Source organism: Saccharothrix sp. 6-C (assembly GCF_016695385.1).
Lineage (GTDB): Bacteria > Actinomycetota > Actinomycetes > Mycobacteriales > Pseudonocardiaceae > Actinosynnema > Actinosynnema texasense.
Map to the genome: position 1 here is coordinate 744,700 of NZ_CP064192.1, position 26,490 is coordinate 771,189.

Genomic DNA, 26,490 nt, shown 5'->3' on the forward strand with positions numbered 1-26,490 from the left:
GTTCTGAAGCGCTCTAGTTCACACTCGGACGCATGCCAGCACCACGCCTCGCCGTCTTCGCGGTGTTCCTGTTCAACGGGGCGCTGTTCCTGTCCTGGGCCGCGCGCATGCCCGCGTTGGCGGCACAGGTGGGCGCGACCGAGGCCACGCTCGGCCTCGCGCTGTTCGGCGCGAGCGTCGGCTTGGCGTCGACGGCGCCGTTCGCGGCCAAGCTCTGCGCGCGGGTGGGTGCGCGGAAGCTGATCCTCGTGGGCGCGGCGGTCACCGTCGTGGCCGTGCCGTCGCTCACGCTCGCCGAGACGCCCTTCCAGCTGGGCCTGGTCCTGTTCGTGCTCGGCTCGTGCGGCGCGTCGTTGGACGTCGGCATGAACGTCGCCGCCGTGGCCGTCACCCGCAGCCTGGACCGGCCGCTGATGCCGCAGTTCCACGCGGGCTTCAGCGTCGGCGGCCTGGTGGGCTCGCTGGGCGCGGCCGCCGCGGCGGCCGTCGGCTGGGGCCTGACCCGACACCTGATCTTCGTCGCGGTGATCGGGGCGGTCGTGATCGTGTGGGTGATCAGGTCGGTGCCGGACACGACCGCGGACGCGGGCGGCGAGACCTCCGACGCGGTCGAGGAGGACCGCCCGGTCCTCAAGCGGCCGCTGCTGTGGCTGCTCGCGACGATCACGCTGTTCTCCGCGATCGCCGAGGGCGCGGCCTCGGACTGGTCGGCGCTGTTCTTCGTCAACGAACGGGGTGTCGGCGAGGCCGCCGCCGCGGCCGCGTACGCCGGGTTCTCCATCGCGATGGCCACCGCCCGCCTGTTCGGCGAGCCCGCGCAACGCCGCGTCGGCCCGTACCGGCTGCTGGCGGTGGGCGCGGTGGTGGCGGCGGCGGGGTTGGCGCTGGCCGTGCTGGTGGTGTCGCCCGCGGTCGGCTACGCCGGGTTCGCGCTGGTGGGCCTCGGCCTGGCGTTCGCCTTCCCGGTGATCATGGACTTGGCCGGTGACGCGGGCAAGCGCGCCGACGGCACGGGTGGTGAACGCGAGATCGGCCTGGTCACGACGGTCGCCTACACCGGTTTCCTGCTCGGACCGCCCGTCGTCGGCGGTATCGCGCACGCGAGCAACCTGTCGATCTCGCTGGGCTTCGTGGCGTGCGTGATCGCGTTGATGGTGCCCGCCGTGCTGCTGGCACGCCGGTCGCGCGCCCGTGAGCTCACGCGAGCGGGAGCCGGTTCAACGCGGCCTTGAGCAGCGGCTGCATCCCGGCCAGCATCTGCTCGGGCACGCCGCCCGCCTGCGCCATCGCCACCAGGACGGTGCGGTTGGCGTTCACCACCATGGTCGCGGTGCACGCCATCTCGCCGCCGCTCAGCTCGCACAACGTCCACGTGGAGTGCCCCTCCACGACCACCTCGTGGCCCTTGGCCTGCCGCACCTGCACCTGCTCGTACTTCTGGTAGAGCGCGACGACCACGGTCCGGCCGGGCTGCGAGCCGTCGTCCAGCACGTATTGGCAGGACTCCTGGATCACGTCGTCCTTGCGCGCGGGTTCCTTCTTGTACGGCCCGATGGACTTCAGGTCGTCGGCGGTGAGCAGGGAGCACGGTTCGACGCCGACGACCGTGCGCGGCTTGGCGATCCGGGGGGCGGCCGACGGTGTCGCCGACGTCCCGGTCGCAACCCCCGCCTGGGGCAACGCGTCCCCGTTGACGGAGTAACTGCACCCCGCCGACAGGAGCAAGGCGAGGGCCATCACGAGCGCCGAGCGAGAACTGGTCACGTCCGGCAACGGTAGTGGGTGTGATCTGCGCACGTCCGGCGGTTGGTGGCGGTGTGGTCAGGCCGCCTACGCTCGTCTCGTGCCCACAGACGCGCCTTCCCGCACCCGGCGGACCGGTCTCATCCCCCTGCTGATCGTCGGCACGGCGATAGCCGCACTGGTGGCGGCCGGGCTGCTGGTGCTCACCGGCGGCGACGCGTCCGGGCTGATCGTCGTGCGCGTGCTGACCGAGGCGGCCGGGGTGGTGACGGTCGGGTCGCTGCTGCTGGCGGCGTTCCTGGTGCCGCCGCAGGCGAGCGGCACGCTGGCCGCGGACGGCTACGCGGCCGTGCGCACGGCGGGCTGGGCGGCGTTGGTGTGGACGTTGGGCGCGGTGCTGTCGGTGCCGTTCACGGTGGCCGACGCGCTGGGTCAGCCGGTGACGGCGCTGCTGGAGCCGGCGGTGCTTTTCCAGGTGGCGGGCCTGGTGGAGCAGGCGAAGGCGTGGCTGATCACGGCGGTGATCGTGGCGCTGCTGGCGCTGGGCTGCCGGCTGGTGCTGTCGTGGGGTTGGACCGTGCCGCTGTTCTTCCTGTCGGTGTTCGCCCTGATCCCGGTGGCCGTGACGGGGCACTCGTCCGGCGGCGGCTCGCACGACGTGGCCACGAACAGCCTGCTGTACCACCTGATCGGGGCGGCGTTGTGGGTCGGCGGCCTGATCGCGCTGCTGGCGCACGGCCGGCGGGGCGGCGACCACCTGGGGTTGGCGACGGCGCGGTTCTCCAGGCTGGCGCTGGTCTGCTGGCTCGTGATGGCGGTGTCCGGCGTGGTCAACGCGTGGGTGCGGCTGCCGGTGAGCGAGCTGTTCGGCAGCGACTACGGGCTGCTGGTGCTCGGCAAGACGCTCGCGCTGGTCGTGCTGGGTGTCGTGGGGTACTTCCAGCGCGAGAAGAGCGTGAAGGAAGTCGTGGCCACGGGCTCCGGGCGATCGCTGGTGAAGCTCGCGGGCGTCGAGGTGCTGTTGATGTTCCTCACGCTCGGCCTGGCCGCCGCGTTGAGCCGCACGCCCCCGCCGATGGAGGGCCGCGTGCTGCCCAGCACGGTGGAGCTGCGCATCGGCTACGACCTGGCCGGCGCGCCGACGTGGTCGCGGCTGCTGTTCGACTGGCGCTTCGACCTGGTCTTCGGCACGATCTTCATCGCTCTCGGCGTGCTGTACCTGCTCGGCGTGCGGCGGTTGCGCAAGCGCGGTGACGCGTGGCCGGTCGGCCGCACGGTCGCGTGGGTCGCGGGCTGCCTGACCGTGGTGTTCGCCACGTCGTCCGGGTTGGGCCGGTACGCGCCGGCGATGTTCAGCATCCACATGGAAGCGCACATGCTGCTGTCCATGCTGGCGCCGATCCTGCTGGTGCTCGGCGGTCCGGTGACGTTGGCGATGCGGGCGCTGCCGACGGCGGGCAAGGGCAACCCGCCGGGGCCGCGGGAGTGGCTGCTGGCGTTCGTGCACTCGCCGGTGGCGAAGGTGCTGACCAACCCGTTCGTGGCGTTGGCGCTGTTCGTCGGCTCGTTCTACGGCCTGTACTTCTCCGGGTTGTTCGACGCCGCGCTGGACTACCACTGGGCGCACCTGGCGATGAACGCCCACTTCATCCTGGTCGGCTACGTCTTCTACTGGCCGGTGATCGGCATCGACCCGGCGCCGAACCGGCTGCCGCCGCTGGGACGGCTCGGCCTGCTGTTCGCCTCGATCCCGTTCCACGCGTTCTTCGGCATCGTGCTGATGAGCTCGCAGACCGTGATCGGCGACAACTTCTACCGCTCGCTCGGCCTGCCGTGGGTCACGTCGCAGCTGGAGGACCAGCGGCTGGGCGGCGGCATCGCGTGGGCGGCGGGCGAGCTGCCGCTGATCGTGGTGATGGTGGCGCTGCTGGTGCAGTGGGCGAGGTCGGACAGCCGTGACGCCCGCCGGGCGGACCGGCGGGCGGACGCGGACGGTGACGCGGACCTGGTCGCGTACAACGCGATGCTGCGCAAGATGTCGGGCAAGGACTAGGCGCCGGGACCAGGTACCGGGACCTGGCGGCAGGACCTGGTCGGGCCCGCCCGAGGGTCAGAGCGGGCGGTTGAACCCCCGGACGGCCGCGAACCACCCGGCCGCGGCCAGCACGGCGCTCGTGGCCAACGCCCCGACCACCCCGGTCACGGGCTGGGCCAGCGCCAACGACCGCGCCGCGTCCACCGCGAACGTCAACGGGTTGACGTTCGCGATCGCCTGGAGCCACCCCGGCAGGCCGCTGACCGGCACGTACGCGCTCGACGCGAACATCAGCGGGAACATCGCCAGGAAACCGACGGTCTGCATCAGCTCGGCGTTGCGCAGCCACGCCGCGATGGCCAGGAAGATCCAGCCCAGACCCCAGCCGACGGCCAGGGCCAGCGCGAGCGCCGCCGCGATGCCCGCCACGCCGCCGGCGGGGGAGAAGCCGAAGACGACGACCGCGAACACCAGCATCAGCAGCAGTTGCGAGGCGGTGCGGACCAGGTCGGACAGGCTGCGCGCGACGAGCACCGAGCCCGACCGGATGGGCAGCGACCGGAACCGGGCCAGCACGCCGTTCTTCATGTCCGTGACGAGCCCGACGCCGGCCTGCAACGCGGACTGCATGGCGGTGTTGACCAGGATCGCGGGCATCAGGAAGTCGATGTAGGCCACGCCCCGCGGGAAGCCGGGCGTGTTGGCGATGCTGGCGAAGATCTGGCTGAACAGGGTCAGCATGATCAGCGGTTGGAGGATGCTGAACACGATCATGCGCGGGTCGCTGACCAGCGTGCGCAGGGATCGCTGGGTCAGCACCAGCACCTGGGTGCCGAAGTCCGTGCCGCGCCAGCGCGGCGCGGCGGTGAGGGTGGTCATCCGATGGCTCCTGTTCAGGCCGCGTGCTGCGCGAGGGTGAGGTAGACGTCGTCCAGGGTCGGCTCGCCGAGGGCCAGTTCGGTGGCCTCCAGCCCGACCTCGTCCAGCGCGCGGACCACCTTGGCGATCTCGCGGGACGACGTGACGGGCGCGGTCAGCGTGTTCTCCGCCGCCACCGGCTGCATGCCGGCCCGTGCCAGGGCTCCGGTGGCCTTGGCGACGTCCGAGGCGTCCGCCAGGGTCACGGTGACCGTGCGTTGGCCGACCTGGGCCTTCAGATCGGCGCTGGTGCCCGTGGCGACGACCTTGCCCTTCGAGAGCACCGTGATCGAGTCGGCCAGGCGGTCGGCTTCGTCCAGGTACTGGGTGGTGAGCAGGACCGTGGTGCCGTCGGTGACCAGGCCCTCCACGATCTCCCACAGGCCGAGCCGGCCGGCCGGGTCCAGGCCCGTGGTCGGCTCGTCCAGGAAGATCACTTCCGGGTGGCCGACGAGGCTCGCGGCCAGGTCGAGGCGTCGCCGCATGCCGCCCGAGTAGGTGCGGGAGGGCCGCTTCGCCGCGTCCGCCAGCTCGAACAGCTCCAGCAGCTCGTTGCCCCTGGCCCTGGCCTCCCGCGGGGTCGCGCCGAGCAGCCGGGCGATCAGGATCAGGTTGTCCAGGCCGGAGAGCTGCTCGTCCACGGAGGCGAACTGGCCCGTCAGCCCGATCCGGCTGCGCACCTGGTGCGCCTGCGCGACCACGTCGAACCCGGCCACCTCCGCGTGGCCCGAGTCCGGCGGGAGCATCGTGGTGAGCACGTTGACCAGGGTCGTCTTGCCGGCGCCGTTGTGGCCGAGCAGGCCGAGCACGGTGCCCTTGGGCACGGCGACGCTCACCCCGTCCAGGGCCTTCTGCGCGCCGAACGCCTTGCCGACGTCGGTCGCTTCGATCATCAGGTCTGTCATCGGTACCCCCTCAGTCCTGCTTCAGCGCGCCGTGCAGGAACAGCTCCACGAGCTGGTCCGCGCCCGCGGTGGCGTCGCCGAAGCCTTCGCCCTGCATGCGGTTGGTGAACACGAGCCCGAGCAGCAGCCGCGCGGCGAGGGACGGGTCGACGCGCAGGTCGTCGTCCGGGCCGAACAGCGAGGCGACGCGCTCGACGATGCGCTGCATCTCGACCGGCGGTCCCTTGTGCTCGCGCCGCTCGTCGTGCGGGTCGTAGCCCGAGTCGCGGAGCACGCTCATCAGCTTCCACATCCGGTCCAGGTAGCCGGAGACGGCGCCGATGGCCCGCGAGAGGCGTTCGGCGAGGGTGTCGGCCTGCCTCGCCTGCTCGATCAGCTCCAGTTCGGAGTCGACCCCCAGCGCGCTGCGCACGCACGTGCGGATGAGCTCCTGCTTGTCCTTGAACGCCCGGAAGACGGTGCCCTCCGCGATGCCGGCCGCCTTGGCGATCTGGCTGGTCGTCACGTTGGCGCCATGCGTGAACAGCAGCGGGACGGTGGCGGCGACGATCGCCTCGCGGCGGTCCTCGGGGCTCATCGCGGGTGCGCGTCGACGGCGTCGGGTGGTGTCCTCGGGCATGGGGCCAGCTTATGAGTGAGTCCTCACTCATGTCAACGAGTGAGCGCTCACTCATTTCGATTATGCATGCCCCGGCCACTTGTCCACAGTCCCGGAACCACCCCTCGCCACCCGCCCCCCACCACCGGCAACCTGGTCCCGAGCGACCAACCAAAACCGGCGATCAAGAGGAGACGGACATGGCGTTCAACGAGACCCGGGTCACCATCTGCGGCAACGTGGCGAGCCCGGTCGTGCACTCCAAGGTCGGCACCGGGTTCAGCCGGGCGAAGTTCCGGCTGTTCAGCGCGGAGCGGGTCTGGGACCCGGAGGACCGCAGCTGGTCCGACGGCGCGCGGATGTTCCTGACCGTGTCCTGCTGGCGCATGCTCGCGGACAACGTCCAGGTGTCGCTGACCAAGGGCGACCCGGTGGTGGTCACCGGCCGGTTGACGATCAGGGAGGTGGAGTTCGAGGGCAAGCGGCAGCCCGTCGTGGAGCTGGAGGCCACCGCGATCGGGCCCAACCTGGCCCTGTGCACGGCCACGTCGACGCGCACCAGGCTCGCGGCGGACGCGGTCGAGGCCAGGGCCGCGCCCGAGATCGCCGCACCCCGCAAACCGGAGGAGTTGCCGCTGGTCCTCCCGGGCGAACCGGAGCGCCCGAAGGAGGTGGCCGAAGTGCCGTTCTGAGCCGAACGAGCTACAAGGTCTTCCGCCGGGCCGATCGGGGCGGAGAATGCGCGGGCAGTCGTCGCCGTTGCGAGCGTGGAGGAGGGAGGTCGTCGGGCCGGCGCCAGGGCCGGGTCCGCACGCAGGCATCGGGGGTTGACAGCGCACCGAGTTCGCGCATCCGGTCGGAGTCGCTGGTCGCAGGGTCGCGCCAGGCGGGACCGGCGGTCGTGTTACGACTGTGGGTGACCCACGTTCGCGTTAACTCTGCGTTGTGACCCGTCCGTTGCCGGCGTCCGAGGTTCGGGCCCGAACGGCACCGCTCTACGATCGCGGGCATGGCCGAGTACGTCTACACCATGAAGAAGGTGCGCAAGGCGCACGGGGACAAAGTCATCCTGGATGACGTCACCATCATGTTCCTCCCCGGTGCGAAGATCGGCGTCGTCGGTCCCAACGGCGCCGGTAAGTCGAGCGTGCTGAAGATCATGGCCGGCCTGGACACACCGGGCAACGGCGAGGCCTTCCTCGCGCCGGGCTACACGGTCGGCATCCTCCAGCAGGAGCCGCCCCTCAACGAGGAGAAGACCGTCCTGGGCAACGTCCAGGAGGGCCTCGGCGAGGTCAAGGTGAAGCTCGACCGCTACAACGAGATCGCTGAGAAGATGGCCGTCGACTACTCCGACGAGCTGATGGAGGAGATGGGCCAGCTCCAGGAGGACCTGGACCACGCGAACGCGTGGGACCTCGACTCCCAGCTGGAGCAGGCGATGGACGCCCTCCGCTGCCCGCCGCCCGACGCCGACGTCAAGACCCTCTCCGGTGGCGAGCGCCGCCGGGTCGCCCTGTGCAAGCTGCTGCTGAGCAAGCCGGACCTGCTGCTGCTCGACGAGCCCACCAACCACCTGGACGCCGAGAGCGTGCTGTGGCTGGAGCAGCACCTGGCGCAGTACCCGGGCGCCGTCCTGGCCGTCACGCACGACCGGTACTTCCTGGACAACCTCGCCGAGTGGATCCTGGAGCTCGACCGCGGCCGGGCCCACCCGTACGAGGGCAACTACTCCACCTACCTGGAGAAGAAGGCCGAGCGGCTGGCGGTCTCGGGCAAGAAGGACCAGAAGCTGCAGAAGCGGCTGAAGGACGAGCTGGAGTGGGTCCGGTCGGGCGCCAAGGCCCGGCAGGCCAAGTCCAAGGCCCGCCTCGGCCGCTACGAGGAGATGGCCGCGGAAGCGGAGAAGACCCGCAAGCTCGACTTCGAGGAGATCCAGATCCCGCCGGGCCCGCGACTGGGCAGCGTCGTGGTCGAGGCGGACAGCCTGAAGAAGGGCTTCGGCGACCGGGTGCTGATCGACGGCCTGTCGTTCAGCCTGCCGCGCAACGGCATCGTCGGCGTCATCGGCCCGAACGGCGTCGGCAAGACGACGCTGTTCAAGACCATCGTGGGTCTGGAGGAGCCCGACTCGGGCACCGTCAAGATCGGCGAGACGGTCAAGCTGTCCTACGTCGACCAGAACCGCGGCGGCATCGACCCGAAGAAGAACGTGTGGGAGGTCGTCTCCGACGGCCTGGACTACATCCACGTCGGCAACGTCGAGATGCCGTCGCGGGCGTACGTCAGCGCGTTCGGCTTCAAGGGCCCGGACCAGCAGAAGCCGGCGGGCGTGCTCTCTGGTGGTGAGCGCAACCGGCTCAACCTGGCGCTGACCCTCAAGGAGGGCGGCAACCTGATCCTGCTGGACGAGCCGACGAACGACCTGGACGTCGAGACCCTGGGCTCGCTGGAGAACGCGCTGGAGCAGTTCCCCGGCTGCGCCGTGGTCATCTCGCACGACCGGTGGTTCCTCGACCGCGTCGCCACGCACATCCTGGCGTGGGAGGGCACGGACGAGAACCCGTCGAAGTGGTACTGGTTCGAGGGCAACTTCGAGGGCTACGAGAAGAACAAGATCGAGCGCCTCGGCGCGGAGGCGGCCAGGCCGCACCGCGTCACCTACCGCAAGCTCACGCGGGACTGAGAGCCGGGGACCTACATCGTGGCGGCGAGGGGCGAGGCGCAGGCGGACGTCGAGGTGAGCACGCTGGTCGTGCCCGCCTGGCGGCTGCGTTGGCGGGCACCGGAGCTTGCTCTGGTGCTGGGCGAACGCGCCGTCGCGCTCGCCTCCGCCCGCCGTGACGAGGTCGACCGGTTGCGCGCGGAGGCCCTGGTGGTCTTCGCGAGCAACCGCATGGGCCGGGGCGTCCGCATCGCGGACCGGGCGTTGGACGCCCTCAAGGCGGCCGAGGCGGCGTCCGAGCGGGAGACGGCGTGGCGCCTGCGGGTCGAGCTGGCCGACAGCGCCAGGTCGGTCGGCGCGCCGCTCACGGGTTTCGCCGCCGTCCGCCCGGTGCTGGAGGCCGACGACGTGCCGCCGGGCCTGCGGGCCACGGCCCTCGTCCAGGCCGGCGAGTGTCTGGTCTCGGTGGGGCGCGGTGCGGCACTGACCCAGGCGTTGGACGAAGCGGACCGCCTCTACCAGGCGGATCCGATGCTGGACCACGACACGACCCTGCTGCACCGCGGTCTGCTCCGGGCCTCCGCCGCCGGTCAGCACCGCCGTTGGGGCGACCTGCAGGCGGCGGTCGCCGCGGCCCGCGACGGCCTGGCCGTGCTGGACCGGCTCAAGGAGCCGGAGTCCGACAACGGCCAGGTCCGGGGCAGGCTGACGGTCGAGCTGGTCTGCGCCTTGATGGACCTGAACAAGCCGGGTGAGGCTTCGGAGGTCGGCACCCCGCTGCTGGAACGCCCGGTGCGGGCGCCGTCCGCCTCCACCGCCGGTTGGCTCCGGCTGGCCCTGGCCACCAGGGTCCACCTGCCCGCCGGGCGCGTCGACCAGGCCCGCGACCTGCTCCGCGACGCCGCCGACAGCGCCGAGCGCCACCAGTTGGACATCCTGCTGGCGGAGAGCCTGCTGGCGCTGGCGCACGTCCACGAGGTGGCCGGTGACCTGACCGAGGCGCTGGCCAACCTCCGCTCCGCGCACGCCGCCGAACGCAGGCGTGCCAGAGCGGTCTACGCCGTGCGGGCCAGGCTCGCCGCCGAGTTCTCCGGCGTCCACCGCCGGCAGGCGGGTGGCCTGCACGACGAACTGGCCGCCCTGCTCCGCACCGGGACCCCGGTCGTGGCGCCACCCGTCGACCCCGACCTGGCCCCCGAGGCGAAGCAGCAACTGCGCCAGTGGCGTCCGGTCCAAATGCACCGCAACGAGGGAGTGCGGGTAAAGCGCTCCCGCCGTGCGGCCGAAGACATGACGGTGGAAGGCCTCTCAGCCGCAAGGGCGCACGCCGCCGATCGCTGGCGCCTGGTCCAACCGTTCGGTGAGACGGAAGGCGACGACCCCCAACCGGGAGGCCGTCGCCGAGCACCGGACCCGGAAACCCCGCCGTCGCCGACCCAGGGCCGCCCGGAACACGCGCGAAGCGGCCAAGCCAAGCCCACCACCACGCCACCGGCAGGCATCCCGACCCCCGCCCAGCCGGTCGCCCCGACCGGCACGGGGATCGGCAACGCCTTCGGCGCCAAGCCACCGACCGCCGCCGGCCGCGCGGGAACCGACGCGCCCGCCACCGGCGGCACGGACCACGGCACCCCGACCAGCGCCTGGCCGGCAACCGACGCGGTCCTCGCCGACCCGACGGTCACCCCGCCCACGAGCGGGCCGGGCGACGCGCCGGCCGACCTCCACGCGAACAGCGCCGACCCGGGGCAGACCACCCCCGCCGGGCCGGCCGGCCCGCACTCAGCCGGCCTCGGCACCGCCGCCCAGACCTCCGCCGCCCAGACCTCCGCCGCCCAGACCTCCGCCGCCCAGACCTCCGCCGCCCAGACCTCCGCCGCCCAGACCTCCGCCGCCCAGACCTCCGCCGCCCAGACCTCCGCCGCCCCCACCTCTGTCGGCATCAGCGCGCACGACGCGGCAACCAACGCGACCGCACCCGCGCAGACCCCGACCACCCCGCCGGCCCCGAGCCGCGCGAGCGCCGCACAGCCCAGCGAGCCGGTGGTCGGCGGTGCCGCGCCCGGCGACACCACCCCGCCCGCGCCCCTCGCAGGACCCGGCGCGCCGGGGACCAGCGGCGTCGTGCCTGGCGGCAACCTTCCGGACCCGAGCCGCGCGGGTGGCACGGGGCAGGCTGAGGCGAAGCCTGACGGCCCGGCGACCGGCGGCGCGCCTTCCGGCGCGGGCGTCGGCGGTCCGGGCTTCGGCGGCCCGGGCTTCGGCGGCCCGGGACTCGGCGGCCCGGGACTCGGTCGCGCAGGACTCGGCAACGCGGGCCCCACCAGCGCAGGCCTCGGCAATCCGGGACTCGGCGGTGCGCCGGCCGGAGCCCCCGCGGGCGAGGTGAAGCCTGGCGGATTCGGGCTCGGGGTCGGTGGTGCGGCAGAGGCCTCGCCCGAGGCCCGGCCCGGTGCTCGTCAGGGTGTCGGCGAGCCCGCCGTGCGGCGTCCGATCGGTGGCGCCGGGCTTGGTGGGGGCGGGTTCGGCATCGTGCAGCCCGAGGTCGACGACAGCGGTGCCGGCGAGCCTGAGGCGGGTGAGCCCGGTGCTGTTGAGCCCGGTGCCGTTGAGAGCGGTGGTGTTGAGGGCGGTGTCGTGGGAAGTGGTGAGGAGGTCGAGAGCGGTGCAGAGCCCCCGGCCCCGCTCCTCCCCGGTCATGAGGGCGGCGAGCGGAGTGTGCCTGCGGCTGGGTTGATCGCAGCCGCCGGCGCCGTGCGCAGCGGTCGTCGGCGGGCTGCTCGTGAGGCTGCCGACGACGAGGGGGAGCGGTCGTCCGGTGACACCGACCCCAGCGTGCTGGACACGCTGAAGGCCGCCGGGCTGCTCGACCCGCAGCGCGCCGGCGGTCGGCGGCGCGCTCCCGACGCTGACGAGGAGGCCGTCGTTTCCGAGCCCGAGCCCACGCGACAGGCCGAACCCGAGCAGGTGCAGTGGCGCGTCGAACCGCCGCCGCGACTGCGCGGTGAGGCGCCACCCATCGACATGTTCGACTCGCCGACGATGGTCCAGCCCGCCGTGCGCGACGACGTGCCGCCGGTCGGACTCGGCGCGGCCTTCGTGAAGGGCCCGCTCATCCCGACCGCCCGGGTGCCCGACCCGCCCGACTACCCGCTGCCGCCCGTGCCCGACTTCGCGATGTCTTCACCGATGCCGATGCCGACGTCGGAGCAGGCGGTGGAGACGGAGGACCTGCCACCGCTGTTCCCCCCGACCGACGTGGATTCGTCCGCCGAGAACCTGTCGACGCCGACGACGCGGCCGGTGCCCCAGTCCGCGCCACCGGCCGCGCCCCAGCCGGAGCCACAGCCCGCGCCGCGGCCCGAGGCGGAGCAGGTGCCGACGGTTCCGGTCCCCGATCAGGCGCCGCCGGTCCCGGTCCCCGACCCGGTGTCGTCCGACCTGCCCCCCGACACCCCGCCGCCCCCGCTTCCGTCACCGGCGGCGCGGTTCAGCCCCACCGGGTTCCTCGGCGCAGGCGATATCGAGCACGACGACACACCCGCACCCGGCGACCCGGTGGTCGACACGGCCGGCGACGCACCCACCGAAGCGCCCGGCGTGGACGCCGCACCTGCCGAGGACGCGCCGAAGGAGCCCTTCGTCACCGCCGTCGTCGTCGGCGGCAAGACGATCGACCTCCCGGCCATCGTCGTCGACCCGACCCCGCCCGCCCCCGACTCGCCCAGCGCCACCCGTGCCTCGCGCCGCCACAAGAGCGACCTGAGCCTGGCCGAACTCCTCGCCGAAGCCCTCGTCGCCTACGAGGACGCCCGACGCGAGGACGAAGCCGCCGGCCGCGTCGAGGGCGACGACGAGAGCACCATGCTGATCTCACCTGTCGGGACGGCGCCACCCGAGTCCGACAACGAGACCACCGCTCCGATCCAGCGCGTGGACCCGTCGTACCGCTTCGACACGTGGACACTTCCCGAATCGTGAAATGATTTGAGGTTCTAATAAGGTTTCCCGCCGGTAACAAAGCGGGAAATAGGCCGTGCCACAAGTGAATTCCGGACTTTCCGGCAAGTTGTTCGATTCAGTGCGAGGGTTGCGGCGAAGGGGTTCGCGCTCGTCTGGTTAAGTGGTGCGCACACCCGGTACACAGAGGTACCGGATAGCGTGGAGTCGCCTGAACATGACCTCGACTGGAGCCCCGTCCCGATCCGAGCACGCCGCCCGCGACGTCGGCGCGGCTCGCCCGGCCAGTCCCGAACAGGCCCGTGACGAATTGATCGAACGTGCCGCCGCCAACGCCCCCGAGCTCGCCGACCTGATCCGCCTGTACTACCGCCACGTCCCGGCCGAGGAAGTCAACGACGACGACCCGGTGGACCTGGTGGGCGCGGTGCGCTCGAACTACCAGCTCGCCGAGTCCCGCGTGCCGGGCCGCCCGGTGGTGCGGATCCTCAACCCCACCCGCGCGCACGACGGCTGGACGTGTCCGGCCACGGTGGTGCAGGTGGTCACCGACGACATGCCGTACCTGGTCGACTCGGTGGCCTCCGAGCTGACCCGCGGCGGCGTGCAGGTGCAGCGGGTGGTGCACCCGATCGTCGTGGTGCGCCGGGACCTGGTGACGGGCGCGCTCCAGGAGGTCCTGCCGACGGCGGACCCGGCCGACCCGCCGGGTGACGCGCTGGCCGAGTCGTGGATGTACATCGAGGTCGACCTGCTCACCGACCCGGACCGGGCGCGTGAGCTGGAAGCCAAGCTGCACACCGTGCTCAACGACGTCCGCGAGGTCGTCGAGGACACCGACAGGATGGCCGGCATGGCGGGGCACCTGGCCGAGCTGCTGGAGTCCGAGCCGCCGCCGCTGCCCAGCCACGAGGTGCAGGACGGCGCGAACCTGCTGCGCTGGCTGGCCGACGACCACTTCACGTTCCTCGGCTACCGCCAGTACGAGCTGGTCCGCGACGACCCGGCCACCGACGGGGCCCCCGCGCTGCGGGCGGTCCTGGCGAGTGGTCTCGGCGTGCTCAGACAGGACAGCCTCGCGGCGCGCAGCCTGACGGCGGGCCCGGACGCGGGCGCCCAGGCACTGTCACCCGAACTCCTGGTCCTGACGCAGGCCAGCGCGCAGTCGAGCGTGCACCGGTCGGTGTACCCCTACTACGTGGGCGTGAAGACCTTCGACGCCGACGGCAACGTGTCCGGCGAGCACCGGTTCCTCGGCGTCTTCTCCACCACGGCCCTGCACGAGGACGTGCTGGACATCCCGGCCATCGAACGCCGGGTCCGCGCCGTCATCCACCGCGCCGGGTTCCCGCTGCACTCGTACTCGGGCCAGCGGATGCTCGAAGTGATCCAGAACTACCCGCGCACCGAGCTGTTCTCGGTCGACACGGACACGCTCTACCAGACGGTCGCGGGCGTGATCGCGCTCGCCGAACGCCGCCGGCTGCGGCTGTTCCTGCGCCGCGACCCGTACGGCCGCTTCTACTCCTGCCTGGTCTACCTGCCGCGCGACCGCTACACCACGACGTCGCGGCTGGCCATGCAGGAAGTGCTGATCGACCAGCTCGGCGGCGTGAACCTGGAGTACAGCGCCCGTGTCGGCGAGTCGGCGCTGGCGCGCGTGCACTTCACCGTGCACACCGACCCGAACCGGCAGACCGAGCCGGACACCGGCCACATCCAGCAGCTGCTGGCCGAGGCGGTGCGGCTGTGGGACGACCGCATGGTCGAAGCGGTGCTGGGGGACCACGCCACGGGGCTGGGCGCGGAATCGTCGTCCGAGCAGGGCCAGCGGATCGCCGCGGCGTTCCCCGAGGCCTACAAGGAGGACTTCACCGCGGCCGAGGGCCTGGCGGACTTCCGGCGCATCGAGGCCCTCAAGCGCGGTGACCTCGACCTGGTGTTCTACACGCCGCGCGACGCCGAGCCGGGTGAACGGCGGTTCAAGCTGTTCCTCGTCGGCGCCCGCCTCACGCTGTCCGACGTGCTGCCGATGTTGCAGCGCATGGGCGTGGTCGTGGTGGACGAGCGCCCGTACGAGCTGTCCCGCGACGACGGCGCCGAGTGCTGGATCTACGACTTCGGCCTGCGCATCGACCAGGTCACGCTGGACAAGCTGTCCGGCGAGGACGTCGAGTCGATCCGCACCCGGTTCCAGGACGCGTTCGCCGCGGCCTGGCGGGGTGAGGCCGAGGTGGACGGCTTCAACACGCTCGTGCTGAAGGCCGGTGTCACGTGGCAGCAGGCCGCGATGCTGCGCGCCTACGCGAAGTACCTGCGCCAGGCCGGCACGCCGTACAGCCAGGACTACATCGAGGACGCCGTCCTGGGGCACACCGAGGTCGCCACGGCGGTGGTGCGGCTGTTCGAGGCGCGGTTCGACCCCGCGCTGTCCGACGAGCAGCGGTCCGGCCGCACGGAGCACCTGGTCGACGAGATCACCGCGATGATCGACGACGTGACGAGCCTGGACGCGGACCGCATCCTGCGCAGCCTGCTCACGTTGGTGCAGGCCACGTTGCGCACGAACTACTTCGTCCGCGACGTCGACGGCAACCCCCGCCCGTACCTGGCGGTCAAGCTGGACCCGCGGGCCATCCCGGACCTGCCGCAGCCGCGGCCGAGGTTCGAGATCTTCGTGTACTCGCCGCGCCTGGAAGGCGTGCACCTGCGCTTCGGCCCGGTGGCGCGCGGCGGTCTGCGCTGGTCCGACCGGCGGGAGGACTTCCGCACCGAGATCCTGGGCCTGGTGAAGGCGCAGGCGGTGAAGAACGCGGTGATCGTGCCGGTCGGCGCGAAGGGCGGCTTCGTGCTGAAGCGCCCGCCGGCGCCCACCGGTGACCCGGGCGCGGACCGCGAGGCGCTGCTGGCGGAGGGCATCGCCTGCTACCGCCAGTTCATCTCCGGTCTGCTCGACCTGACCGACAACCTCAACTCCGGCACGGTCCTGCCCGCGCCCCAGGTCGTCCGGCACGACGGCGACGACACGTACCTGGTGGTGGCGGCGGACAAGGGCACGGCGTCGTTCTCCGACATCGCCAACGAGGTCTCCAAGTCCTACGGCTTCTGGCTGGGCGACGCGTTCGCGTCCGGCGGTTCCGTCGGCTACGACCACAAGGCCATGGGCATCACCGCCAAGGGCGCGTGGGAGAGCGTGAAGCGCCACTTCCGCGAGCTGGGCACGGACACCCAGACCGACGAGTTCACCGTCGTCGGTGTCGGTGACATGTCCGGCGACGTGTTCGGCAACGGCATGCTGCTGTCCGAGCACATCCGGCTGGTGGCCGCCTTCGACCACCGCCACATCTTCATCGACCCGGACCCCGCCGCTTCCACGAGCTACGCCGAGCGCAAGCGGCTGTTCGAGCTGCCGCGCTCGTCCTGGGACGACTACGACCGTTCCCTGATCAGCGCCGGCGGCGGTGTCTGGCCGCGCACGGCCAAGTCCGTCCCGATCTCCGAGCAGGCCCGCGTGGCGCTGGACCTGCCGGAGGGCGTGGTCAAGCTGTCGCCGCCGGAGCTGATGAAGGCGATCCTGCTCGCGCCGGTCGACCTGCTGTGGAACGGCGGCATCGGCACCTACGTCAAGGCGAGCGCCGAGTCGCACGCCGAGGTCGGCGACAAGGCCAACGACGCCATCCGCGTCAACGGCGCCGACCTGCGCGTCAAGGTCGTCGGCGAGGGCGGCAACCTGGGCCTGACCCAGCGCGGCCGGATCGAGCTGGCCCGCAACGGCGGCAAGGTCAACACCGACGCGCTGGACAACTCGGCCGGTGTCGACTGCTCCGACCACGAGGTCAACATCAAGATCCTGCTGGACGAGCTGGTCCGCGACGGCAAGCTCGACCGGGAGCAGCGCAACGAGCTGCTGGGCCAGATGACCGACGAGGTCGGCGAGCTGGTGCTGGCCGACAACTACTCGCAGAACTCCGTGCTGGGCGTCTCCCGCGCCCACGCCGCGCCGATGCTCTCGGTGCACGCGCGCCTGGTCGCCGACCTCGAGCAACGCGGCGTCCTCGACCGCTCGCTCGAAGCGCTGCCGAGCGCGGCGGAGTTCAAGGCGCTGGAGAAGGCGGGCGACGGTCTCACCTCGCCGGAGCTGGCCACGCTGCTCGCCCACGTGAAGCTGGCGCTGAAGGAGGAGGTGCTGGCCAGCGACCTGCCGACGATCGACGTGCTGGCCCGCCGCCTGCCCGACTACTTCCCGAGCGAGCTGCGCGAACAGTTCGCCGACGCCATCGGCAGCCACCCGCTGTCCCGCGAGATCATCACGACCGTCCTGGTCAACGAGGTCGTCGACGGCGGTGGCGTGTCCTACGCGTTCCGGCTGGCCGAGGAGATCAGCGCGTCGGCCACGGACGCGGTGCGCGCTTACACCGTGGTGACCGCGATCTACGACCTGCCGTCCATCTGGCGGCAGATCCGGGAGCTGGACAACGTCGTGCCGACCGACGTGCAGGACGACATGGTCCTGGAAACGCGCCGCCTGCTGGACCGGGCGTCGCGCTGGCTGCTCACCAACCGCCCCCAGCCGCTGGCGGTCGGCTCCACGATCAGCCGCTTCGCCCCCGTGGTCAGCGCCTTGGCGCCGCGCACGATCGACCTGCTCCAGGGCCACGAGAAGGAGTCGGTGATCGGCCACGTCGAACGACTGGTCGGCCACGGCGTGCCGGTCGACCTGGCCCGGCGGATCGCCGGACTGCTGTTCACCTACGGCCTGCTGGACGTCACGGAGGTCGCCGAACTCGCCGAGCGCGAGGAAGGCGAGGGCGCGATGGGCCAGGAGCGCACGCACGAGGAGACGGCGGAGGTGTACTTCGCGCTGTCGGAGCACCTGGACGTCGACCGGATGCTCAGCTCGGTCTCGAACCTGGAACGCCTCAACCGCTGGCACTCGCTGGCCCGCCTGGCGTTGCGCGACGACTTCTACTCGTCGTTGCGCTCGATCACGATCGACGTGCTGCGCTCGGCCGACCCGGGCGACACCCCGGACGAGAAGATCGCGAAGTGGGAGCAGGACAACTCCTCCCGCCTGAGCCGCGCCCGCGCCGCCCTCGCCGAGATCAACCGGGTCAGCAAGCTGGACCTGGCCACCCTCTCCGTCGCCGCCCGCCAAGTGCGCAGCATGATCCGCTGACCCGCCAGGGCACTTGTCCACCGTCGCTGTTCACCGACACGAAGCCCTTCCCCCAGTGGGAAGGGCTTCGTGTCATCCCGCCGACCCGGCTCCGCCCTGCCGCGCGTGTGAAAGGGGCTTGTCCGGCACTACCCGCGGCATTCACCGGAACCGGCGCATCACCACGAACCCGGTCATCCTGCTGATCCGCCCGTCCGGCGAGTGCTCTTTCGGCCTCTTCACCTCACCACCGCAAATCCCCGTTTTCATCCTGAAACGTCCCCGTCGGACCATCCACCGGCAAGGTCGCCAACCGCACGACCGTCTTCGCGCTCTCTTCCGGCGCCCGCCCGACTCCGAAGCCCGCCGTCATGTCGGTGGCCGTGAAACCCGGTTCGAGCGCGTTGAACTTGATGCCCGGCTGGGACTTCGCGTACTGGACCGTCAACATGGTGGCCGCCGCCTTGGACGCCGAGTAGAGCGCCGCCCTCACGTGGAACTCCGGCCGGTCGGGGTTGTTCACCGCCCAGAACGACCCGGCGCTGCTCGACACCGTGACCACCGTCGGGTTCGCGGACTTGCGCAGCAGGGGCAGCGCCGCTTCCGTGACGCGCACGATCCCCACCGCGTTCGTGTCGAAAACCCGCAGCGCCGTCGGCCCGTCGACGTCGTCACCGGTCAGAATGCCCGCGTTGTGCACCAGGACGTCGAGCAGTCCTTCCGCCGAACCGATCGCGGCCACTGCGCCGCTCACCGAAGCGTCGTCGGTCACGTCCAATCGCACGAATCGCGCGCCGATCGCCGCCGCCGCTTTTTCGCCGCGTTCGACGTCACGCGCGCCGAGGTAGACGACGTGGCCCAACTCCGACAACTGTTTGGCCGTCTCGAAACCGATGCCCTTGTTCGCCCCGGTGATCAGTGTGACAGTCACGTCGCGTCCCTCCGAAATAAATGGCCCTGACCGGCCGTTGGCCACGTTATGCACCGGCACCCACCTCGACCAGAGCCCTCTCGAGCCGGGGGTGTGACAGGACCCCCTCCGCCGGCCCGCCTCCTGGACGAGACCTCGGGGCGAGCCCTGGCGAGCGAGCCCTCATGAGCGACACGACGAATGCCCTCGGCGCGTACCTGCGTGCCCGACGCGAGCTCGTGACGCCCCAGCAGGCCGGCATCCCCGAGATGGGCGTGCGGCGCGTGCCCGGGTTGCGCCGCGAGGAAGTCGCCATGCTCGCCGGCATCAGCGCCGACTACTACCTGCGGCTGGAACGCGGCCGTGACCGCAACCCGTCCGTCCAGGTCATCGAGTCGATCGCGCGCGTGCTCCAGCTCGACGGCGACCACGTCGCGCACCTGATGACGTTGGTGTCGGAAGCTCCCCGGCAACGCCGCCCGCGCGAGGAGGTCCCGCCGCCCGGTGCGCTCAAGCTGGTGGACTCCCTCGCCCAGCCGGCTTTCATCGAGGGGCGCTTCTTCGACGTCCTGGCCTCGAACAGCCTGGCCCGGGCGCTGTCACCCCATCTCACCGCCGGGGGCAACCAGCTGCGGGACATGTTCCTGGTCCCGGCCGTGCAGGCGCTGCACCCGGACTGGGAGGACGTCACGGAGTGCTTCGTCGCGAACCTGCGGCAGGCCGTGGGCAACGACTTCGACGATCCCCGCTTCGTCGAGCTGACCGAGGAGCTCTCGCTGGCGAGCGCGAGGTTCCGCCGGCTCTGGGCCCGCCACGAGGTGCGCGGGCAGCGCGGGACGCCGATCCGGATCAACCACCCCCAAGTGGGCGAACTGACCCTCAACCGCGAACGTCTCGCCATCGCCGGGACCGACGGCCTGATGCTCGTCGTGTGCCACCCGGACGCGGGTTCGGCCGACGCGGACAAGCTGGCCCTGCTGGCTTCCTCCGACCTGCCGACGAGGCGCGGAGCACCGCTGGACAACGCCGCGGTCGGGTAGGTGGAACCCGAGGGGCGGGCGGGACGCCACCCGCGTCCCGCCCGCCCTCTCACCTGCTCATGGCCGCCGGCCGACCACTAACCGCGCCAGGTGTCCGACAGCACCGCCGGTGACGTCGCCGACCGGTTCGTCCCGCTCTCCCACGTCACCGCCCCGCCGGCGTCCTTCCGGATGTACTTGTACTGGAACGACGTCCCCGCCGGCAGCGACACCGATCCCCGCCACGTCGGGTACGCCGCCGAGGACAGCGCGACCGCCGCGCCCGTGTTCCACGCGCCGAGCGACGGGTGGTCGCCGACCACGAAGATGTTCTGCCCCGACGACGTGGTGGCGTTCACCGCGAACGACGTCGTCCCGGCCGGCGGGTTGCCGATCCCCGTCGCGCCGACGTGCAGCGCCAACGCCTCGCCCGCGCCCAGCGTGGCGGTGAACTGGCCGTTCGACCCGACCGCCACCGCGACGCACCCGTCCTGCTGCACGTTGCAGTACGACCCGGCGGGCAGCGAGGTCTGGAACGTCCGCGTCATCGCCGACGACTCCCGGTTGATCGCGACGAAGCCCTTGTTGCCCCGCCCGAACGCGATGGCGTCGCCGCCGTTGTCCCACCAGTTCACGACCGCCGTGCCGGCCACCGCGTTGCGGAACTGGACCATCGACGAGATCTGCGTCCACCGGTGCTGGCACTTCCACCCGGACGTGTAGCACTCCGACCCGGCCGGCGGCCCGGCGTCGTGGTTGGAGAACTCGTAGCCCGAGTACACGTTCGGGGAACCGTAGGGCCACGCCAGCATGAACACGTTCGCCAGCGTGTACGTCGAGCCGTCGCGGTAGGTCAACGTCGACCCGTTGCGCTCGGTGTCCCAGTTGTCCACGAACGACCGCGCCTGACCGCTCGCCAGGTAGCCCCACGACTGCCCGAACGTGCTCAGGTACGCCAGGTTCTCGTTGTTGAAGATCCGCTTGAGGTCGTAGGCGTACCGGAACTCGTCGACATCACCCGATCCGGTGTACTCGCCGGGCTGCACGGCCTCGCCGGCCCCGTAGATCACCTCGTGCACCCAGTAGATGCCCGGGTTGCTCAGCCGGGACTTGATCGCGGCCAGGTCGGCCGCCGCCATGTGCTTGGCCGCGTCGATCCGGAACCCGTCCACGCCGAGCGAGATCAGGTGGTTCAGGTAGGTCGCGATCCGCCCGCGCACGTAGTCGCTGCCGGTGTTCAGGTCCGACAGGTTGACCAGCTCGCAGTTCTGCACGTTGTCGCGGTTGCGGTAGTCGCTGATCGCGGTGCGGCACGAGTGGAAGTCCGGGTCGCTGTAGACGCCGGGGTAGTTGTACTTCGCGTACGACGAGCCGCCGGTGCCCGTGCCCGACCCGGCGCTCATGTGGTTGATCACCGCGTCCGCGATGACCTTCACGCCCGCCGCGTGGCAGGTGTTCACCATGTTCCGGAACGCGGTCTCGTCACCGAGGCGTCCGGCGATGCGGTAGCTGACGGGCTGGTAGGAGGTCCACCACTGGGAGCCCTGGATGTGCTCGGTGGCCGGTGACACCTCCACGAACCCGTAGCCCTTCGGGCCGAGCACGTTCGTGCACTCCGCGGCGACCCGCGCGAACGGCCACTGGAACAGGGTCGCGGTCACGTCCTTCGCGGACGGTGGCGTTGCAAAACTTTGCGGAGCCGCCAAAAGGCTGAACAGGAGTACGGCTATCACGCCCAAGGCGCGTCGACTTGAGGAAACCACGATGTCTCCTAGCTGGCAGGGATGTGCTCTAGGTCATACCAGCTGGCAGACTTGCTGAAAACACTTGCAAAGTATTTCATTGCCCTCCGGCGGAACCGATCCGGAAGGACACCCCATGACGCAGGACTGGTGGCGCGAGGCCGTCATCTACCAGGTCTACGTGCGCAGCTTCGCCGACTCGGACGGCGACGGCGTCGGTGACCTGCCCGGCATCCGCTCCCGGCTGCCCTACCTGGCCGACCTCGGCGTGGACGCCGTCTGGATCACGCCGTTCTACCGGTCCCCGATGGCCGACGGCGGCTACGACGTCGCCGACTACCGGACCGTCGACCCGCTGTTCGGTTCCAACGACGACGCCAGGGCGCTCCTGGACGAGGCGCACGCGCTCGGCATCCGGGTGATCGTGGACCTGGTCCCGAACCACACCAGCGACCGGCACGAGTGGTTCCAGCAGGCCCTCGCCTCGCCTCCCGGCTCCCCGGAACGCGCCCGCTACCACTTCCGCGACGGCCTCTCCTCCTCCGACGGCCACGGCGACCTCCCGCCCAACGACTGGGAGTCCGTCTTCGGCGGCCCCGCGTGGACCAGGACCGCCGACGGCCAGTGGTACCTGCACCTGTTCGCGCCCGAGCAGCCGGACCTGAACTGGGACCAGCCGGAGGTGCGCGACGAGTTCCTCGACGTGCTGCGCTTCTGGCTCGACCTCGGCGTGGACGGCTTCCGCATCGACGTCGCGCACGGCATGGTCAAGGCCGACGGCCTGCCCGACGTCGGCACGCCCGGCCACCTCAAGCTGCTGGGCACGGAGTCGCTGCCGTTCTTCGACCAGGACGGCGTGCACGAGATCTACCGCGACTGGCGCAAGGTGCTCGACTCCTACCCGGGCAACCGGATCGGCGTGGCCGAGGCGTGGACGCCGAGCCCCGAGCGCACCGCCCGCTACCTGCGCGCCGACGAGCTGCACCAGGCGTTCAACTTCCACTACCTGACCGCCGAGTGGACCGCCGCCGACGTCAAGCAGGTCATCGACGACTCGCTGGCCGCGATGAGGCCGGTCACCGCGCCGACCACGTGGGTGCTGTCCAACCACGACGTGCAGCGGCACGTGACCCGGTACGGCAGCGTGGCGCGCGCCCGTGCCGCCGCGATGCTGATGCTCGCGCTGCCCGGCAGCGCCTACGTCTACCAGGGCGAGGAGCTGGGCCTGCCCGAGGTGCTCGACCTGCCCGAGGACGTCCTGCAGGACCCGGTGTGGACGCGGTCCGGCCACACCGACCGGGGCCGGGACGGCTGCCGCGTGCCGATCCCGTGGACGCCCGACGGCCCGTCGTTCGGCTTCGGCGACGGCGGCTCGTGGCTGCCGCAGCCCTCCTCGTGGGCCGACCTCAGCGTGGCGAGCCAGCTCGGTGACCCGAACTCGGTGCTGGAGCTGTACCGCAGCGCGCTGCGCGTGCGGCGGGAGCACCCGGACCTCGGCGCGGGCTCGGACGTCGAGTGGCTGGAAGAGGGGCTGGAAGGCGGGCTCGACGCGCCGGCGGCCACGGCGACCGGCGTGCTGGCGTTCCGCCGCGGCGCCTTCACCTGCGTGGTGAACTTCGGCCCTGACGTGGCACGTCTGCGCGCCGACGGCGAGGTGCTGCTCGCCTCCGGTGGTTTCGCGACCGAAGACGCGGACGTCCTCGTGCCGCCGGACACGACCGTGTGGCTCTCGCGCCCGTAGAGTCACCCGGTGTGACAGCGCGGCTCAGTGACATCGCGACCCAGGCAGGCGTGAGCGAGGCGACGGTCAGCCGGGTGGTCAACGGCAAGCCAGGCGTCTCGGCCACGACCCGCCAGGCGGTGGTCGCCGCGATGGACGTGCTCGGCTACGAGCGCCCGCCCAGGCTCCGCCAGCGCAGCGCCGGGTTGATCGGGTTGATCACCCCCGAGTTGAACAACCCGATCTTCCCGGCGTTCGCGCAGGTCATCGAGCAGGTGCTGACCCGCGACGGCTACACGCCGGTGCTGTGCACGCAGACGCCCGGCGGCTCCACCGAGGACCAGCTGACCGAGATGCTGGTCGACCGGGGCGTCACCGGGATCGTCTTCGTGTCCGGCCTGCACGCCGACACGACCGCCGACAAGGACCGGTACGTGAAGCTGGCCGGGCGCGGCGTGCCGTTCGTGATGGTCAACGGCTACACCGACCAGGTGTCCGCGCCGTTCGTCTCGGTGGACAACCGGGCGGCTGTCCGGTTGGCGGTCACCCACCTGGTCGAACTCGGGCACGAGACGATCGGCCTGGCCGTGGGTCCGCCGAGGTTCGTGCCCGCCCAACGCATGGTGGAGGGCTTCACGCTCGTCCGACCGCGGGCCGCCGCCCTGGTCGAGCACTCCTTGTTCACCGTCGAGGGCGGCCAGGCGGCGGCCAACGCCCTGCTGGACCGCGGCTGCACGGCGATCGTGTGCGGCAGCGACCTGATGGCGTTCGGCGCGATCCGCGCGGCCCGCCACCGGGGCCTCGACGTGCCGCGTGACGTCTCCGTCGTCGGCTTCGACGACTCGCCGCTGATCGTGTTCGCCGACCCGCCGCTGACCACGATCCGGCAGCCGGTCGAGGCGATGGGGCAGGCCGCCGTGCACGCGTTGCTGGAGGAGATCGGCGGCACGCCCGCACCGCACGCGGAGTTCGTGTTCCAGCCCGAGCTGGTGGTGCGCGGCTCTACGGGCGCCCGGCCCAGATGACGTCGCTCGCGGCACGGATGCGGGCCCAACGGCTCTCGCACCCGGCTTCCGACGCGACGGACCTGCTCGCCTCGATCTTCGCCCTGCAAGCCCAGGACGTCCCGGCGGCACGGCTCGCAGCGCGCGCCCGGGGCGTGAGGTCCCTCGACGGGCCCTTGGTGCGCACCTGGGCCATGCGCGGCACCCTCCACCTGCTCCACCGGGACGACCTGTGGGTGGTGCACCTGCTCGGTCCGACCTTCATCGCCGCCGGACGACGCCGCCGCGAACAACTCGGCCTCACCGACGAGCTGTGCGCTCGCGCGCTGCCCGCGCTCCGCGAGGTCCTGACCGAGCCGGTGGACCGCGCCGAACTCGTGCGCCGGCTCGCCGAGGTCGGCGTCGTCCTCGACCCGGGATCGCAGGCGCCCGCGCACCTGCTGGCGTTCGCCGCGAACTCCGGCGTGCTGTGCCGGGGACTGGACGACACCTACCGCCTCCTGCGCGTCGACTGCGAACCCCGCGGCGTGGACGAGCTGTGGCGGCGCTACCGGCGTGCCTACGGACCCGCCACGCCCGACGACTTCGCCGCTTGGAGCGGCCTGCCCAAGCGCCAGCTCAAAGACCTGCCCGACGTGGCGGACTCCCCGACCCGCCCAGCCGAACCGGCCACCCCGACCGGCGTCGTGCGGATGCTCGGCCACTTCGACACCTACCTCCTCGGCTACCGCGACCGCTCCGCGGCCCTCGCCCCCGAACACGCGCCGCTCGTGCAGACCGGCGGCGGTTTCCTCACCCCTCACGTCGTCGTGGACGGCCGGGTCGTCGCGGTCTGGCGGCGCGACGGCGCGCTCTTCACCGTGCGGCCGTTCGACGACCGCGCAGAACGGCCGGACGTCGCGGAAGAGGTCGCCGACCTGGGTCGATTCCTCGACGTGGACGCGCGCTTAACCTGGCAGTAGCACGTCGATAGGGTCACGGTCACGCAGCGACAGCGGGAGGCGCGTTCAACTTGGGTGTGTTCGTCACGGGCGTTCGGCCGCGCTGGTCGGACATGGACGCGTTCGGCCACGTCAACCACGCCAACACGGTGACCTTGCTCGAAGAGGCGCGCATCGACCTGCTGTTCACCGAGGCCGCCAGGCACGGTGTGCCGGAGATGTCGCACGGCCTGGTCGTCGCCCGGCTCGTCGTGGACTACCTCTCGCCGGTGGTGTTCACCGGTGAGGAGATCGTGGTGGAGATGTCCGTGCGGGAATTGAAGTCCGCGTCGTTCACGTTGGACTACACGGTCCGCGGCGGTCGCCAGGAGGGCAGTGCCGTCGTCACGACGGCGGAGACCCTCATGGTGCCGTACAACCTGACGGCCGGGCGTCCGCGCCGTCTTCTCGAAGCCGAGCGCGATTTCCTCGCGGGCTGGCGTGCCGGAGGTAATGGTGCCTGAGTTGGTCCTCGCCGACCCCGCCGAGCGGGACGACCTCGGCGCGTTCGTCGCCCGTGCCGTCCGGTTGGACGGTCAAGCCGTGGTGCGGCTGCGCAACCGCCCGTCCGGCGGCCTGGTCGACGCGTGGGTGGCGACCCCGTTCGACACCCTCGCGACCCGGACCGTGGCCGGGCAGGCCGCGCCGGGCGACGTCACCGTGTCGGGCACCGACCTGCTGACCGGCTTGGCCGTGGTGCGCAGCGAGACCGTCGACCCGGGTCCGGCGCGGGACATGATGTGGCGCTCGGCGCTGCCGCCGGTGGCGGGCTGGCTGCCGGTGGACCGGCTGCCCGGCAGCGTGGTGTCGGAGCTGGCGGAGAAGGGCGTGGAGGTGGCGCGGGAGAACGCGGGGCCGCGCGGCACGCCGCCCGCTTCGCTGCTGGACCAGACCGTGCTCACGGTGAGCGGTTCCGGCTTGGACGTGAAGGTGCCGATGCGGTGCCTGTTCGCGTTGTCCGGCATGGGTTTCCTGGGCGGCGACGACGTGCGCATCACCGCCACCGACTCGTGGCTGCGCATCGACGCCCGGTTCGGCGCGGTGGTCCGCCGCCGCCACTCCATGCTGCCCCTGCTGGTCTGAGCGGGTCGGGGGCGCGGCCGACCGACCGCGCCCTCCCCACGTGCACCGGACCA

At 71.6% G+C, this 26,490-nt stretch carries 18 protein-coding genes; 12 read left to right on the forward strand and 6 right to left on the reverse strand.

Going from position 1 to position 26,490, the window contains the following annotated elements; translation table 11 throughout:
- Positions 1 to 32: 32 nt before the first annotated feature.
- Complete coding sequence (locus IOD16_RS03480; RefSeq protein ID WP_201438861.1) at positions 33 to 1,232, forward strand: MFS transporter; 1,200 nt, start codon at positions 33 to 35, stop codon at positions 1,230 to 1,232.
- Here IOD16_RS03480 and IOD16_RS03485 read toward each other — a convergent pair.
- A complete protein-coding gene (locus tag IOD16_RS03485) occupies positions 1,198 to 1,764 on the reverse strand; it encodes a DUF3558 family protein (RefSeq protein ID WP_201438862.1) in 567 nt (188 codons plus the stop codon). The genes IOD16_RS03480 and IOD16_RS03485 overlap by 35 nt on opposite strands.
- Before the next feature lie 79 nt (positions 1,765 to 1,843).
- Here IOD16_RS03485 and IOD16_RS03490 point away from each other — a divergent pair, with 79 nt between their 5' ends.
- Positions 1,844 to 3,796: a cytochrome c oxidase assembly protein gene (locus tag IOD16_RS03490; protein WP_201438863.1), complete on the forward strand. Its 1,953-nt coding sequence runs from the start codon at positions 1,844 to 1,846 to the stop codon at positions 3,794 to 3,796.
- A 57-nt stretch (positions 3,797 to 3,853) separates the two neighbouring features.
- On the opposite strand, the gene IOD16_RS03495 is transcribed toward IOD16_RS03490, so the two are convergent.
- From IOD16_RS03495 to IOD16_RS03505, 3 genes are read right to left on the reverse strand one after another with little or no spacing between them, the layout of a single operon-like run.
- Positions 3,854 to 4,657 carry an ABC transporter permease gene (locus IOD16_RS03495; RefSeq protein WP_201438864.1) on the reverse strand — a complete coding sequence of 268 codons (804 nt, stop codon included), beginning with the start codon at positions 4,655 to 4,657 and terminating at the stop codon, positions 3,854 to 3,856.
- A 14-nt stretch (positions 4,658 to 4,671) separates the two neighbouring features.
- Entirely contained in the window at positions 4,672 to 5,601 is a 930-nt protein-coding gene (locus tag IOD16_RS03500) for an ATP-binding cassette domain-containing protein (RefSeq protein WP_201438865.1), read from the reverse strand.
- A gap of 10 nt (positions 5,602 to 5,611) precedes the next feature.
- A complete protein-coding gene (locus IOD16_RS03505; RefSeq protein WP_201438866.1) occupies positions 5,612 to 6,220 on the reverse strand; it encodes a TetR/AcrR family transcriptional regulator in 609 nt (202 codons plus the stop codon).
- Between the two features lie 179 nt (positions 6,221 to 6,399).
- On the opposite strand from IOD16_RS03505, the gene IOD16_RS03510 reads away from it, so the two are divergent.
- The 4 genes from IOD16_RS03510 (at position 6,400) to IOD16_RS03525 (ending at position 18,000) form a co-directional block, all read left to right on the forward strand.
- Positions 6,400 to 6,891 carry a single-stranded DNA-binding protein gene (locus IOD16_RS03510; protein WP_201438867.1) on the forward strand — a complete coding sequence of 164 codons (492 nt, stop codon included), beginning with the start codon at positions 6,400 to 6,402 and terminating at the stop codon, positions 6,889 to 6,891.
- 317 nt (positions 6,892 to 7,208) lie between these two features.
- Positions 7,209 to 8,885, forward strand: coding sequence for an energy-dependent translational throttle protein EttA (ettA, locus tag IOD16_RS03515; RefSeq protein WP_123743703.1), 1,677 nt, complete (start codon positions 7,209 to 7,211; stop codon positions 8,883 to 8,885).
- An 18-nt stretch (positions 8,886 to 8,903) separates the two neighbouring features.
- Positions 8,904 to 12,845 (forward strand): hypothetical protein, encoded by a 3,942-nt coding sequence (locus IOD16_RS03520; RefSeq protein ID WP_201438868.1) that lies wholly within the window; start codon positions 8,904 to 8,906, stop codon positions 12,843 to 12,845.
- 196 nt (positions 12,846 to 13,041) lie between these two features.
- Entirely contained in the window at positions 13,042 to 18,000 is a 4,959-nt protein-coding gene (locus IOD16_RS03525; RefSeq protein ID WP_201438869.1) for an NAD-glutamate dehydrogenase, read from the forward strand.
- Positions 18,001 to 18,223: 223 nt separating this feature from the next.
- Here IOD16_RS03525 and IOD16_RS03530 read toward each other — a convergent pair whose 3' ends face one another.
- Positions 18,224 to 18,964, reverse strand: coding sequence for an SDR family NAD(P)-dependent oxidoreductase (locus IOD16_RS03530; RefSeq protein ID WP_236594728.1), 741 nt, complete (start codon positions 18,962 to 18,964; stop codon positions 18,224 to 18,226).
- 110 nt (positions 18,965 to 19,074) lie between these two features.
- On the opposite strand from IOD16_RS03530, the gene IOD16_RS03535 reads away from it, so the two are divergent.
- Entirely contained in the window at positions 19,075 to 19,929 is an 855-nt protein-coding gene (locus IOD16_RS03535; RefSeq protein WP_201438870.1) for a helix-turn-helix domain-containing protein, read from the forward strand.
- A 77-nt stretch (positions 19,930 to 20,006) separates the two neighbouring features.
- On the opposite strand, the gene IOD16_RS03540 is transcribed toward IOD16_RS03535, so the two are convergent.
- Positions 20,007 to 21,569 (reverse strand): carbohydrate-binding module family 20 domain-containing protein, encoded by a 1,563-nt coding sequence (locus IOD16_RS03540; protein WP_236594729.1) that lies wholly within the window; start codon positions 21,567 to 21,569, stop codon positions 20,007 to 20,009.
- 217 nt (positions 21,570 to 21,786) lie between these two features.
- On the opposite strand from IOD16_RS03540, the gene IOD16_RS03545 reads away from it, so the two are divergent.
- Genes IOD16_RS03545 through IOD16_RS03565 form a run of 5 tightly spaced genes read left to right on the forward strand, consistent with a single transcriptional unit; the run spans position 21,787 to position 26,437 of the window.
- Positions 21,787 to 23,391 carry a glycoside hydrolase family 13 protein gene (locus tag IOD16_RS03545; protein ID WP_201438872.1) on the forward strand — a complete coding sequence of 535 codons (1,605 nt, stop codon included), beginning with the start codon at positions 21,787 to 21,789 and terminating at the stop codon, positions 23,389 to 23,391.
- An 11-nt stretch (positions 23,392 to 23,402) separates the two neighbouring features.
- Entirely contained in the window at positions 23,403 to 24,395 is a 993-nt protein-coding gene (locus IOD16_RS03550; RefSeq protein ID WP_201438873.1) for a LacI family DNA-binding transcriptional regulator, read from the forward strand.
- A complete protein-coding gene (locus tag IOD16_RS03555; protein WP_201438874.1) occupies positions 24,392 to 25,336 on the forward strand; it encodes a DNA glycosylase AlkZ-like family protein in 945 nt (314 codons plus the stop codon). Before IOD16_RS03550 ends, IOD16_RS03555 begins: the two co-directional genes overlap by 4 nt.
- Before the next feature lie 50 nt (positions 25,337 to 25,386).
- Complete coding sequence (locus tag IOD16_RS03560) at positions 25,387 to 25,818, forward strand: acyl-CoA thioesterase (RefSeq protein WP_201438875.1); 432 nt, start codon at positions 25,387 to 25,389, stop codon at positions 25,816 to 25,818.
- A complete protein-coding gene (locus IOD16_RS03565) occupies positions 25,811 to 26,437 on the forward strand; it encodes a hypothetical protein (protein ID WP_123748066.1) in 627 nt (208 codons plus the stop codon). Before IOD16_RS03560 ends, IOD16_RS03565 begins: the two co-directional genes overlap by 8 nt.
- Positions 26,438 to 26,490: the final 53 nt, after the last annotated feature.

Bases quoted from the DNA above. Each gene is read 5' to 3' on its own strand.
- IOD16_RS03535 (WP_201438870.1), top strand. From the start codon at position 19,075: ATGAGCGACACGACGAATGCCCTCGGCGCGTACCTGCGTGCCCGACGC.
- IOD16_RS03480 (WP_201438861.1), top strand. From the start codon at position 33: ATGCCAGCACCACGCCTCGCCGTCTTCGCGGTGTTCCTGTTCAACGGG.
- IOD16_RS03505 (WP_201438866.1), bottom strand. From the start codon at position 6,220: ATGCCCGAGGACACCACCCGACGCCGTCGACGCGCACCCGCGATGAGC.
- IOD16_RS03555 (WP_201438874.1), top strand. From the start codon at position 24,392: ATGACGTCGCTCGCGGCACGGATGCGGGCCCAACGGCTCTCGCACCCG.
- IOD16_RS03545 (WP_201438872.1), top strand. From the start codon at position 21,787: ATGACGCAGGACTGGTGGCGCGAGGCCGTCATCTACCAGGTCTACGTG.
- IOD16_RS03525 (WP_201438869.1), top strand. From the start codon at position 13,042: ATGACCTCGACTGGAGCCCCGTCCCGATCCGAGCACGCCGCCCGCGAC.
- IOD16_RS03510 (WP_201438867.1), top strand. From the start codon at position 6,400: ATGGCGTTCAACGAGACCCGGGTCACCATCTGCGGCAACGTGGCGAGC.
- IOD16_RS03500 (WP_201438865.1), bottom strand. From the start codon at position 5,601: ATGACAGACCTGATGATCGAAGCGACCGACGTCGGCAAGGCGTTCGGC.
- IOD16_RS03495 (WP_201438864.1), bottom strand. From the start codon at position 4,657: ATGACCACCCTCACCGCCGCGCCGCGCTGGCGCGGCACGGACTTCGGC.
- ettA (WP_123743703.1), top strand. From the start codon at position 7,209: ATGGCCGAGTACGTCTACACCATGAAGAAGGTGCGCAAGGCGCACGGG.